Below are 12,708 nucleotides of genomic sequence, written 5' to 3'. Positions count from 1 at the left end.
TACTGATGAAGAAAAAACGCTTTGCAAAGACGATCACAATCTTGCTGATTCTGATTGCTGTGGCGGCACTGCTGCTGCTGCCACAATCATCTAACCTGACTGCTCGTGCCCAGGCGCCCGATGCGGAATCGGCAGCCGGCGTACAGCCGGTCGAAGACGACATGCATGAATTCATGGAATACGTTTTCCAGCCGACCTACAAGCGGCTCAAAGCATCGATGGCAGGCACGGAGAAAGACGGCGGAGCTTGGAAAAGCATCAAGTCAGATTCTTTAATCCTGGCGGAGGGCGGCAACCTACTGTTGATACGTAGCCCCAAATCCGACTCAACGGATTGGAACGAGCATGCCACAAAGATTCGTGAGTTCGGCGGACAGCTTTATCGAGCAGCGAAGCAGAAGGATGAACCTCAGTCGCAAAAGGTCTATCGTAGGATGCTCGACAACTGCAACGCCTGCCATCAGCAATTCGCCAATGGCGAGCATCAATTGAAACCTTGATGTGAAACCGAGTCGCGACTCTCTTTACCGTGAAGTCACGCATGCCGCTGGGATTGGGCTGACGGTCAATTTGATATTGGCCGTTGTCAAGCTCACTGGCGGCATTCTTGGCCATTCGTTCGCATTGCTTTCTGATGCGGCGAATTCGTTGGGGGACGTGCTGACCTCCTGCGTTGTTTTGTTCGCACTTCGGCTTGCACAGAAGCCAGCCGACGCAGAACACCCCTATGGGCATACGCGGATTGAAGCGATCGCGGGATCGAACGTAGCCGTCCTGATCATTGTTTCGGGAATATGGATTGGATGGGAGGCGATCCATAGATTTGCGACGCCGCATCCGATACCACCCCTTTGGACGCTATGGATCGCGGGTGGCAATGTTGTCGTGAAGGAGATCCTGTACCGCTACAAGATTCGAATCGGCGTGCGGACGGGTTCGCTCGCGATCATTGCAAATGCCTGGGACCATCGCAGCGACGCGCTTTGTTCGCTCGCTGTTCTCATCGGGCTTGCCTTTGTTCATTTCGGAGGGCAACCTTACATTTGGGCCGACGAAGCGGCGTCACTGATTGTTGTCGGCATGATTCTGTGGACCTCGATTGCTCTTTTGCGTCAATGCACCAACGAGTTAATGGATGTCCAAGCTGACGAAGACCTGATTGCTGAGATGCGTAACACAACTATACAAATCGATGGTGTGCTGGGTGTGGAGAAATTCCGGGTTCGCAAATCCGGCATTGAGTACTTCGCGGACATTCATATCGAGGTCGATCCACAGCGGACGGTGGCCGATGGCCACCGAATCGGACATGTGGCCAAGGCGAGTCTAATGAGTGAATTCCCCATTTTACGAGATGTCCTCGTCCATCTAGAGCCCAGCAAAGAGCCTGTATCGCGTGAATCGGGATCTTGAATGAGCGGCAACCCCACATCAGGCATCCGCCAATCATTCCCGCGACCGCCTAATGACAACAGCCACTGGTGCAGCTTTCGCCATCAGCCGCTGCGGTGATGCGATCCGATGGGCTGGCCGGTGGCAAGCCCGACAATCGGACGGGTGGTGGAGGGGTACCAGCGGAGGCGTGATAGTCAGAATTCGTCACTGACTGGTCAACGTATTCTTGGTATGCGATATCCTTGGGAGCTGAGTGTTTTTTCCATGGCAGCGAACCACAACCGACGCTCGATGCGATCAGGGTTAGGGCGACGAGAGAGGCTAAAATGCCGCGAAATTGAGAAATACTCATTTTTGATATCCTTAGCGACAGCGAATCAATAACCTGAGTAGTGGACGAGGCGACGAGTCCTGAATAACGGGACTCGTCGCCTCGTCCACTACCATTTGGCGCGTTTTGTTGTTTCGCTGTCGCTTATCAGAGGTGAGGGAAGTGGTTACTAAAAAGTTTACGAGTGACTTGTTAGGCAGCGTTGCGACACGCCGCAATGGGCTCTATCGGCGTGGCGTCAGTTTGTGCTCGACCGCCTTTGATTGCCTCCCTCTTGAAGTCAACATGGAGCGGCCCCCATTCGACCGCCAAACTTCCACCGGATCGCCTATGTCGTTCGGCCCACGCCATCATCGACTCGATGCACGTATGGTCGACGCGTGACAACCCTGTCATGTCGACGTGGACGTCGCTGGCAATCGGTAGCCGGTTGAGTGTCCTGGTCAGTAGTGGCGATCGCAGCATGGTCGCCGCACCACGAAGCTCGACGAGGCAGTAGCGTTCTTCACCATGCACCAATAGGACATCAAGACGTGAGCGTTCATAGAGTGATACACACACCAACAGTACCGCTCCGATTGCCACTCCGGTCCATGCCGAAAGATGCAATGCGAGTGCCGTGATGGCGCAGAGCGAGAGTGTGGCCAGGAACATTGCAGGTGATACGTGCGTCCACTGCCAACGGGTCCGAGCCAGTGATGTCTCGCTGGGTTGTTGATGGGGCTGAATGGGGTGGTCCAGAGATGTAGACATCCGTTGCTCCAGTTGTGTGATGAAATAATTGATCGGAAAAATACTTTCGCGTTTCACTCCACGAAAGTTGCGTAGGACGTTGCTCTCGCATAGCGAAAGATGAGCCAGGAAAACGGCTCGATCCTACGAGGATTCTGTCGCTAGATGTGACCAACCAGCCGCCAACGTGCGTGCAGTAGCAGCAGCCCAGGACGGAGGTGTGAGCGAAACTCACAGCACAGCGAATGAATGCGAACCGACCTGGAAGGGGTCAATACGGAAGGCGCATCAAACTAGATTTTGATGACCTACCCCGTAGGATTCACAGCGGGTGGCGTTAGATGAGAAAACGCGAAAGAGTTGCGCAGCGCTGCTGAGCAGTTGTGCCGTATACGATCGGTGCGCAGTCGAAACGTGAGGTGCGAGTTTGGCGATGCTGCGCGCAAGAATATTCCGTTGCGACCTCAAGCGTCCGCCCAATCGATTGTCGAAGGTCGAAGCGGCGACTGCCGATCGTTCTCTCAACCTTTCGTTCATCACGTTCGCAATCACACGGACAGTGATTTGTGCAGTGACAAATAGGCAAGCTGAAACCAAGACCGTGATCGGAAAGCGGTTCAGCCGCTTTGCACGGAGCTGACGCGTGACTTGTGCGACAACAGCTCGGTTGATTGTTAGCGGAGAGATCGGTCACCAGTACATGGCAGTCACACTGACTTTTGCAGCTTAGCAGGCTACAGGGGCAAAGCCGGACAGACGATGTTGGCAGTGCAAAGATCGCCACTAACAGCCACAGCATGGCTGGTCGAGCGATTCGTTTGCGGCACCGAGTCATCATTGGAAAATACTGTTGCATTGACGGTATGTGGGATCTGCTTGTCAATTGATCGGCATCTTCAATGGATCTGAGCCAGGTTTTTTGTGCATCGCTAATCGACATTCTTCGAATTACGCAGATCGAGCTGGGTTAAAACCGCCTGCCACACTCCTTCGCGTCACGCGAGCGATATTAGCGATCACAAATGAATAAGTCGGTTTACAGCGCTCGCCAGAACGTGGATTCCACTGCTCTGGCGAGCTTAGTCCAGCTTTGATTCGATGCGATTTACTCTGTCAGCTGCGGCGTTCGGCCAGGTAGACCTCGGCAGTTTCCCAAAAAAAACCGCAGCGACCTCAATCACTATGGACTTTCTGGCCATTTCTGCCGATAATCGCGGTAACTCAAAATCCAGGAGCCGGTTCGTGCTTGCCGTCTGTAGAATCACCACTGTCGTAGCCATGTTGCTGCACTCGTTATTCGGGTGTTCGTTGCATCATGCTGTGGGTTGTGATTCACATGCTCATGGCCTTTGTAGCCACGCCGGTTCTGCAGGCGATCACGCAACAGTCGCCGTAGAAAATGATTGCTGCGACAGCCATTTTGGGCACGACCATGGCTGTGAGGCGGATGATTCCTGCGCAGGCGACGTTGACTCCGATTGCGAGTTGAACGTCGCTCATTCATGTTTGGGGTGTCAACCGGGCCCCTGCGACGGAAACTCTCCGGGTTGCCATTCGGATGCAAGTTGCAGCTTCGTTCCTGCCAGCGGGGTCGTTTTTCATTGCGACGCAACCTTGGTGGGGTTGATCTCGTACGATATCGATCTCAGCGCGGTGCGGGTTCGCGCGTATGCATCGCAGTACGATCGCCTGCGACCGTTTTCTGGCGTGGAAAGCTCTCTTTCGCGATGTGCATCTCTCTGCACTTGGCGTATCTAACTGAAGAATTTGGGCGCGAGGAGCTTCGTGCAGGCTAGGCCTGATACGTCTCTTTGTAAGATCCACTTCTGTTCTTCAGCGATCGTTCGTATTCAGTCCTCGTAGCATAAGTGCTGCGATTGTTTGAAAACGAGGTCTCCCAAAATGGTTCGTAGCAGGCGATTGCGCGCCTGCATATTCGCTAATTCTCCGTTCACCATTTCTCTACCTTGGAAGTGACATGTCAAAGATAAAATCGTTCTTTGCGGGACTCGCTGGGCCAGTCTTAACGGTCGTCGCAATCTTGATTGCGATCATCGTTGGCGGATTTGCCTTCACGGATTTCCCTCAAAAACTGGGTCTTGTTACCGCATCCGAAGAGGCTGGCCACGAAGGACATGACCATAGCGAAGATGCTCACGATGATCACTCGGGTCATGACCACGGCGATGCTGGTACTGACGACCACGCGGGCCATGAACATGAAGGGCATGACGAATCCAATTCGATCGAGCTGAGTGCCCAAGCACGAGCTAATTTGAAGTTAACGACGCAAACGGTGTCGGTGGGTCGCTTCAACGAGTACATCGAAGTCCCGGCTGCTGTTTCCGATTGGCCAGGACGGACGCACGTTGCCATCAACGCACCACTGACGGGGGTCATCAACGCAATCGACGTGTCGCGAGGGGAGTTGATCGAAAGTGGCCAGCCCATGTTTACGTTAAGGCTGACGCACCAGGACTTAGTTCAAACTCAAGAGCTATTTTTGGCCTCGCTGGGGCAATTGGACGTTGAGAAACGCGAGGTGGCTCGCTTGAGCACTCTCGCCGAGACCGGAGCGGTTGCTGGCAAGACGCTGCTAACCCGTGAATACGAGCGGGACAAGCTGCTGGCAAACCTCGCTGCCGCTAAGCAGTCTTTGTTGCTGCACGGACTGACTGAGGGCCAGGTTCAAGGGATCGAGCAGTCGCGAAAGCTAGTTCGCGAGGTTACTACTTACGCTCCCTCCCTTCATTCAGACCGATCCCTGCATCATGAATCGTTGCATGAGTCAGCGACTCCGACGCATCCACAATCTGCCGATGCGACGGAATCGACGAGTGCCCGATTCGCGTCAATGCAACCGCCGGTGTCGGCACATCCGGCTCATATTGAGGCGGAGTTCCTGGTTACCCAACTGAGCGTGAGACGCGGCGAGTCAGTCGTAGCGGGGCAGAATTTGGGGCAGCTCTCCGACTACAGTCAGATTTTGATCGAGGGCCAAGCCTACCAGCGGGACGGTGAGGCGTTGCAAAAAGCGTCGAAGTCAGGTGCGAAACTGCAGGCGGTCATCGAATCACGAGAAGGTCAACCGCAAATCATTGACGATCTGAAGATTATCTACATTGGCAATGAGGTCGATCGCAATTCGCGAGCTTTGCCATTTTATGTGTCGCTAACGAACGAAATAGAGCGGTCAGAAAAAGTCGGTGAGCACAAGTACGTCAGCTGGCGTTACAAACCGGGCCAACGCCTGCAGCTTCGCGTGCCGGTCGCGGGATTCGACAACGCCATCGTTGTCCCGAAGGAAGCCGTGGCCGAGGAAGGCCCTGAGCGTTTTGTCTTTGTGGAGAACAACGATCATTTCGATCGAGTTGCCGTCGAGGTTTTAGCGAGCGATTCAATGAATGTTGCCATCAAGAATGATGGTCAAGTTTGGCCAGGACAGTCCATCGCTGTGAATGGTGCTCATCAATTGCAAATGGCGCTTAAGAATAAATCAGGTGGCGCGATTGATCCACACGCAGGACATAACCATTAAGAATGAGCGGTAGACAAGGAGAGGGGGAGGCAAGGAGCGTTCATCTCCTTTGTCTCCCAAACTTCAATATTTGAACAACTCAATCGACTCGCGAAAAGATCATGTTAGATAAAATCATTCAATTCTCGCTGAACAACCGACTGATCGTGCTGGCTGTGGCCGGCATCATGCTCGGGGTCGGCGCTTGGCAAACGACGCAGTTGCCGATCGATGTATTCCCCAACTTGAACCGACCGCGCGTGGTTGTCATGACCGAAGCGCCGGGGATGGCGCCCGAGGAAGTCGAAGCGTTGATAACGTTTCCACTGGAGACAGCATTCAACGGTGCTAGTGGCGTCGAAGCCGTTCGCAGTAGCAGCGGTATCGGGCTGTCGGTGATTTATGTCGAGTTCGGTTGGGAAACGGATATCTACAACGACCGTCAGATCGTCAACGAGCGATTGCAGCTCGCGTCGGAGAGCCTGCCGTCGAATGTCAGCCCCACGCTTGCCCCAATCTCGTCGATCATGGGCCAGATACTAATGTACGGCATGTGGAGCGAGGGCGATGTCACCGAGCCGATGGAAGTTCGGACGCTGGCCGACTGGGTCGTGCGGCAGCGTCTGCTAACGATTCCTGGTGTGTCGCAAGTATTCACAATGGGCGGCGGACGGATGCAGTATCAAGTGCTGGTCGATCCAGACGCCCTTCGCACATTTGGGTTGACGATGGGCGATGTCCATGAAGCTGTATCACGCTCCAACTTAAATGCGACGGGTGGATACTTGGACGAACGCGGCGCAAATGAGTTGCTGGTCCGCGGCTTGGGACGCATCAAAACATTGGACGATCTACGGCAGGTTACTATCACGATGCGGGAAGGTCGCCCTGTCACGCTCGCCGATATCGCGAATGTGGTTCAGGGGCCACAGGTTATGCGGGGTGACTCGTCAACTTTCTTAAGGACTGAGGACGGTGAAATCGAAGGCGGCCCAGCGGTTGTATTGACTATTAACAAGCAGCCCGGCGCTGATACTCGCGCCGTGGATACTGCGATCGCCGAGGCACTCGAAGAATTGAAGGTTTCGTTGCCTGATGACATACGTTTAGCAAATGTCTATTCGCAGCGAGCGTTCATCGATCGCGCGATTGAAAATGTAGTCGAGGCCTTGGCCGATGGCGGTGTTCTGGTTCTCGTGATCCTGTTCCTCTTCCTTCTGAACTTTCGCACCACGTTCATCACGCTGACCGCAATTCCACTTTCCATCATTGCCACCGCGTGCGTGTTCGCAGCCTTTGGGTTATCGATCAATACGATGACGCTAGGGGGATTAGCGGTGGCGATTGGAGAGCTGGTCGACGACGCGATCGTCGATGTGGAAAACATCTTCAGGCGGCTGAAGGAGAATCGTCATTCCGATCATCCCAGACCGGTGTTGCGAGTCGTTTACGAAGCCAGTATCGAAGTGCGAAGTAGCGTGGTATACGGAACGGCAATCGTTGTGCTTGTCTTCATCCCGCTCTTTGCGCTCGAAGGCATGGAAGGCAAGTTGTTCGTACCGCTGGCAATGGGCTATGTCGTTTCGCTGATCGCCTCGCTCGGTGTTTCACTAACGGTCACCCCGGTGCTGGCGTCATTGCTACTCTCGGGCAAGAAGTTCTGGCGATTCGTCGTTCCCGTGCTTGCGTTGGGTATTGCGGGATTGACGATGTACTGGGTCGTGCCTCGTGTGATCCATATACTGCATTTGCCGGTCGAACTGCCTGGCGATCCACTATGGTGGACGATCGTTTTGACGCCCGTGATATGGGTTCTGCTGGTCGTCATTGAATGGTTGCTCGGTGGCGAAGAAGCCGAAGAGGGCAAACTGCTGGAAGGGCTCAAAGGGATCGCGGGATTGGCTATCAATTTCAGCACGCGATTTGCGGGACCCGTCCTAGGTGTCGCGGGTGTGATGGCGGTCTTTGCCTTCATTGCGGTGACACAACTGGAAAGCGACTTTCTGCCGCCATTCAATGAGGGTGCGGTGCAGGTGAATGCGTTGCTGGCCCCGGGCACATCACTAGCGACCAGTAACAAAATCGGCATCGCGGTGCAGGAGGAGTTGATGAAGATCGATTCGGTCAAGTCCGTCGCTCGCCGGACGGGCAGGGCGGAATTGGACGAACATGCCGAAGGCGTCAACGTCACGGAGCTGTTCCTAGAAATGGACGATGACGCAGATCGCGAGAAAACGCTCGAAACGATCCGCGAAACGATGGAAGATATCCCAGGCGTGGTCTCCAGCACCGAGCAACCACTGGCGCACTTGATCAGCCACATGATCTCGGGTGTCAAAGCGCAAATCGGGATAAAGCTTTACGGTGACGATCTCGATGTGCTTCGCAACAAAGCGGAAGAGATGAAGCAGCGAATTTCCGGTGTCGAAGGCCTCACTGACATTGTCATCGAACAGCAGACGAATATCCCTCAACTTCGCATAGAGCTCAACCGCACTTCGCTGAATCAATACGGCCTGCGTCCAGCCGACGTCATGGAACTTGTCGAGACGGCAATGAACGGAACCGTGGTCAGCCAAGTGCTGCTTGGCCAGCGAACGTTTGACTTGATGATACGGATGGACGAACCCTATCGCGAAGATGTCTCGAAGTTGAAGCGATTAGCGGTGCCGTTGGCTGATGGCGGCAGCGTGCCGCTTGAAACGGTTGCGAATATTTACGAGAGTGGCGGACCAAACATGATCAAGCGAGAACAGGTTCGACGCCGGATTGTCTTGCAAGCCAACGTGTCTGAGCGAGGCGTGGTGGATGCAGTGGGTGATATCAAAGCCGAACTGGCCGACATGGAAATCCCGCCAGGTTACTTTATTGAATATGGGGGCCAGTTTCAGAGTCAGCAATCTGCGTCGAGGCGGCTGATGGTGTTATCTGCGGTCGCGTTGTTAGGAATGTTCTTGGTTCTATACACGCTGTTTGGTAACACGAACTTCTCACTACAGGTTCTCGTGGCACTACCGACCGCGTTCATTGGAGCGGTCGCGGCACTCGTGCTCACGGACCAGAACTTAACGGTCGCCGCAATGGTCGGATTCATCTCCCTATGCGGCATCGCCAGTCGAAACGGGATCCTACTGCTCAATCACTACATCCATTTGGTCGAGCACGAGGGCGAATCTTGGACGCGGGAGATGGTCAAGCGGGCTGGCCAAGAACGGATGGCTCCGGTGTTGATGACCGCGCTGACGAGCGGAATCGGGTTGCTGCCACTCGCGCTCGCTGCGGGTGAACCCGGCAAAGAGATTCTGTACCCGATCGCGACGGTGATCGTGGGTGGTCTGCTGACAAGCACCCTGGCCGAGTTCTTTGTTCGCCCAGCCTTGTTTTGGACAATCGGCCGTGGCGCTGGGAAGCAAATTGTTCGCGACCACATCGAGGCCATGGAAGATGAAGACTATGGACATGCGGAGAAGCACCGCAGCCTTGGTCCGCCGGAGGCGGTCGCGTCATGATAAAAGAATCACTGATCCGGGGAATGGTTCCTCGCGCTCGTTCTCGTAGCGAGCGATATGGTTTGCCGTCTCGGTACGTTGCCGAGACGATGATGTTTGTTTTGCAGAAGACTCCCACGAAGGAATGTCAATGTTGAAAGTACGGATACTTGCAGTCGCGGCTTTGGTTGCATCGGTCACGATGGGCGGCATGTTGGTTCGCGCCGCCGAGCCAAGCACCGCCGCCTCAGAGCTTGTCGAATACCGCTTGGAAAAGTGGAAAACGATGCACGCCGAAGGCGACCAGAAAGACAAGCTGGCGGCAACGCTTAAAAAGCTTCGCTGCGAAGTGAAAATCGCTTCACACGGCGGACATGCCGATGTGAACTACCGCTGTCCGAAGTGGCAGCAGTTGGCTCTGAAGAGCCACAAGGAAGCTCATCAGTGGGAGAGTTGGTTGAAGAAGTACGGCTTCGAAACCAAGCACGCTCACTAAGGGAATTGAAGATTGGCGAGTGAAGATTGCAGATTGCGATCTTCACTTGCCCTTCGTTTTTACCAATCTCAAAACTCCAATCGGCAATCTACAATGAAAAAACTCCTCACCGTCACGCTGGCATGCTTCGTCCTAACGGGCTGTTCCCAGAAAGACATTCAATTCGACGACGCGCCTGCCGAATCGTCGGAGCCGATCGTCATGGACGAAATGCCGCCAATGTTCGATACGGGCGGCCATCCTGAACACGGACCACATGGTGGGGAATTAATCGAGCTCGGCAACGAAGCCTTCCACATTGAAATGCTACACGTTTCCGATGCGGTAGCATTTTATGTGCTCGACGACTCGGCTACGAAACCAGTTGCGATCGAAGCTGACAAGGTGACCGTCAGTCTTAAGAAGGACGGCGAAGTCAAGACGTTCGAGTTACTGGCGGACAGGCAAGCAGATGATGAACCGGGCAAGTCATCTCGGTTCGCCTCGATTGATCCCGAGATGGCTGAATGGATGGAATATGGAGCCGAAGGAGTCGTCATTTTGCAGATCCAAGGCAAGTCGTTCAACGGCAAGATTTCACATGACCATGACCACGAAGGGCACAGCCATTGAAGATTGGAGATTTCAGATTGAAGACTACGTTTTTCAAACTCCGATCCGAAATCAACAATCGTCAATCAACTCAGTCGCTCGCGGTGCGTTGCCGCGGTCGGCAAGGTTCCCGGCCTCGGATACGACTAGCCTCGTGAGGCCGGGAACCGCTTTTATATCAAATTCAGTGTTCTCGACGAAAAGGATTTCGATCGGTCAGAAAACTCCCATTTGCCAAGTCCGGTTACCACCATGAAAAAGAAATCCTCTTTCAACTTCACCCTCATCGGTGCCTGCCTCGTTTCTGCGGTGATTACGGGAGCGGTTGTCTATTTGAGCGTTCCCTATTGGTCGAGATTGTCAGAAACCCAAGAAAACCCGGCTGAAGAAGGTCACGCAGGCGGACACGGACACGAGGAAGCGGGGCACGAGGAGGGCGAAGAAACCGTTGTCAAGTTGCCCAAAGAAATGTGGGAAGCGGCGAAGCTGAAGGTCCAGCCGGCTGCTCGCCAAACGATCAACGTCCAAACTTGGGCCACCGGAAAGCTAACCCTCAACGAAGATCGCAGTGCCAATATTTTTTCTATAACCGAGGGGCGAGCGGACGAGGTTCCCGCCAAACTTGGGGATCGTGTCAAAGCAGGACAAACACTCGCGATTATTGATAGCCGGGAAGTCGGAACCGCAAAATTGGAATTGTATCAAGCGAGGCTGCAGGAAAAGTTCGCAACGCAAGCGAACGATTTTGCCCAATTGATAAAGACCAATGCCTTGCAACTGATCGATTCGCTCGATCAGCAGGACTCTCCGGAGCAAATCGAAAAGAAGCTTGGTGACAAACCGATTGGAAAATACCGCGAGCAGTTGCTGGGTGCGTACACCATGCTGGTCCAAGCACGGGCGGACTATGATCGGATCCAGTCCGTTGCAGAGACGGGAGCGATTGCGGGAAAACAACTGATTCAGGTTGAGGCGAATCTGAACACCGCGAAAGCGAGTTTCAATGCGATCCTCGAGCAGTTGCGATTTGCGGTGCCCCAAGATGCTCTGCAGGCCGAACAGACACTCCAAGAGGCTGGCCAAGCAGTGGAAGTCGCCAAGGCCAAACTCGAAATTCTGGGATACTCGGAAAAGCAGCTCACGGATATCCAACCGGATCAGAAGAGCGGACACCTGTCTCACTACGAAGTCGTCGCGCCGTTCGCCGGGACCATTATTGCTAAAAATGTGGTGATGGCCGAACGCGTCGGTACCGACACCGAGATGTTTCGCCTGGCTGATCTGTCGACCGTATGGGTGCAAGCGGATATTTACCAAAAGGACTTGCCCGCGATCGCGCGGCTTGGCGACACCATGACGTTTCGGGCTCCCACGGCCCAAGACGGTTCGCTGCATACGCACACCGCTACGATTTTCTATCGCGGTGATGTACTCGATCCGGGCACGCGGACCATGCGACTGCAAGCTGTTGCCGAGAACAAGGACGGGCACCTGAAACCAGGAATGTTTGTCGAAATTGAGATACCGTCTCAGGATTCGCAGGACATCCTAGCGATTCCAGGATCGGCCGTTTTGGAAGTGGATGACCAGAAGGTTGTATTTGTGCAGGAGGGTGAAACCGAGTTTCGCAAAGTTGCCGTGGTCACGGGGACGACGAGCAACGGTGTCGTGGAAGTGCGGCAAGGTCTAAAAGTCGGCGATAAGGTCGTGACGTCCGGCGCGTTTGCGTTGAAATCGGAAATGATGAAGGGGGAGATCAGCCACGGGCATTAGGAATTGGAGATTGATGATTGCAGATTGATGAGTGGATGACCGTGAGTTGAAACGGCAGACGCAGGTAATTCCTTTGCGTGTGATGAAGATGATTGAAGCGTTGCCGAAAACGACGACGGGAGTGGTGATTGCGAAACAGATTGTTCGCTGTGCGACGTCTGTGGGCGCGAACTATCGAGCGGCATGTCGCGGTCGAATTAAAGCAGGATTTCTCTCGAAGCTGCAAATCGCGATCGAGGAAGCTGACGAAATTTGCTACTGGTTGGAACTCATCATCGAAGGCGAGTTGCTGCCAGCGCCACGAATCGAAGAACTACTCGACGAAGCCAATCAAATCACTGCAATCATGATCGCCTCAAGAAAGCCCGCCAGCAAGAAATAGCCA

10 protein-coding genes are annotated in these 12,708 nt (G+C 54.2%); 8 read left to right on the top strand and 2 right to left on the bottom strand.

The genetic code is table 11. The features are described from left to right. Positions 1–5: 5 nt before the first annotated feature. Both SH410x_RS25685 and SH410x_RS25680 read left to right on the top strand, forming a co-directional pair. The gene (locus SH410x_RS25685; protein WP_473672054.1) at positions 6–500 is read left to right on the top strand and encodes a hypothetical protein; all 495 of its coding nucleotides are present in this window, start codon (positions 6–8) and stop codon (positions 498–500) included. A gap of 1 nt (position 501) precedes the next feature. Next, entirely contained in the window at positions 502–1,413 is a 912-nt protein-coding gene (locus tag SH410x_RS25680) for a cation diffusion facilitator family transporter (RefSeq protein WP_473672052.1), read from the top strand. A gap of 49 nt (positions 1,414–1,462) precedes the next feature. Here the strand turns inward: SH410x_RS25680 and SH410x_RS25675 are convergent, their stop codons facing one another. Both SH410x_RS25675 and SH410x_RS25670 read right to left on the bottom strand, forming a co-directional pair. Then, positions 1,463–1,747 (bottom strand): hypothetical protein, encoded by a 285-nt coding sequence (locus tag SH410x_RS25675; protein WP_473672050.1) that lies wholly within the window; start codon positions 1,745–1,747, stop codon positions 1,463–1,465. A 171-nt stretch (positions 1,748–1,918) separates the two neighbouring features. After that, positions 1,919–2,479, bottom strand: coding sequence for an STAS domain-containing protein (locus SH410x_RS25670; RefSeq protein ID WP_473672048.1), 561 nt, complete (start codon positions 2,477–2,479; stop codon positions 1,919–1,921). Between the two features lie 1,957 nt (positions 2,480–4,436). On the opposite strand from SH410x_RS25670, the gene SH410x_RS25665 reads away from it, so the two are divergent. From SH410x_RS25665 to SH410x_RS25640, 6 genes are all read left to right on the top strand, one after another. Then, complete coding sequence (locus SH410x_RS25665) at positions 4,437–5,996, top strand: efflux RND transporter periplasmic adaptor subunit (RefSeq protein ID WP_473672046.1); 1,560 nt, start codon at positions 4,437–4,439, stop codon at positions 5,994–5,996. Between the two features lie 101 nt (positions 5,997–6,097). Continuing rightward, complete coding sequence (locus SH410x_RS25660; protein WP_473672044.1) at positions 6,098–9,484, top strand: efflux RND transporter permease subunit; 3,387 nt, start codon at positions 6,098–6,100, stop codon at positions 9,482–9,484. A 130-nt stretch (positions 9,485–9,614) separates the two neighbouring features. After that, positions 9,615–9,959 (top strand): hypothetical protein, encoded by a 345-nt coding sequence (locus SH410x_RS25655; protein WP_473672042.1) that lies wholly within the window; start codon positions 9,615–9,617, stop codon positions 9,957–9,959. 93 nt (positions 9,960–10,052) lie between these two features. Next, positions 10,053–10,571, top strand: coding sequence for a putative periplasmic lipoprotein (locus SH410x_RS25650; RefSeq protein WP_473672041.1), 519 nt, complete (start codon positions 10,053–10,055; stop codon positions 10,569–10,571). Positions 10,572–10,802: 231 nt separating this feature from the next. Further along, the gene (locus tag SH410x_RS25645) at positions 10,803–12,323 is read left to right on the top strand and encodes an efflux RND transporter periplasmic adaptor subunit (RefSeq protein ID WP_473672039.1); all 1,521 of its coding nucleotides are present in this window, start codon (positions 10,803–10,805) and stop codon (positions 12,321–12,323) included. Positions 12,324–12,354: 31 nt separating this feature from the next. Beyond that, positions 12,355–12,705 carry a four helix bundle protein gene (locus SH410x_RS25640; protein WP_473672038.1) on the top strand — a complete coding sequence of 117 codons (351 nt, stop codon included), beginning with the start codon at positions 12,355–12,357 and terminating at the stop codon, positions 12,703–12,705. The last annotated feature ends 3 nt before the right edge of the window (positions 12,706–12,708 follow it).

The organism is Rhodopirellula sp. SH410 (assembly GCF_055811895.1).
This window is presented reverse-complemented; position numbering and strand designations above follow the sequence as displayed.

Excerpts from the sequence above, each read along its gene's own strand:
- SH410x_RS25645 (WP_473672039.1), top strand. The coding sequence starts at position 10,803 with ATGAAAAAGAAATCCTCTTTCAACTTCACCCTCATCGGTGCCTGCCTC.
- SH410x_RS25675 (WP_473672050.1), bottom strand. The coding sequence starts at position 1,747 with ATGAGTATTTCTCAATTTCGCGGCATTTTAGCCTCTCTCGTCGCCCTA.
- SH410x_RS25660 (WP_473672044.1), top strand. The coding sequence starts at position 6,098 with ATGTTAGATAAAATCATTCAATTCTCGCTGAACAACCGACTGATCGTG.
- SH410x_RS25670 (WP_473672048.1), bottom strand. The coding sequence starts at position 2,479 with ATGTCTACATCTCTGGACCACCCCATTCAGCCCCATCAACAACCCAGC.
- SH410x_RS25650 (WP_473672041.1), top strand. The coding sequence starts at position 10,053 with ATGAAAAAACTCCTCACCGTCACGCTGGCATGCTTCGTCCTAACGGGC.
- SH410x_RS25685 (WP_473672054.1), top strand. The coding sequence starts at position 6 with ATGAAGAAAAAACGCTTTGCAAAGACGATCACAATCTTGCTGATTCTG.
- SH410x_RS25655 (WP_473672042.1), top strand. The coding sequence starts at position 9,615 with ATGTTGAAAGTACGGATACTTGCAGTCGCGGCTTTGGTTGCATCGGTC.
- SH410x_RS25665 (WP_473672046.1), top strand. The coding sequence starts at position 4,437 with ATGTCAAAGATAAAATCGTTCTTTGCGGGACTCGCTGGGCCAGTCTTA.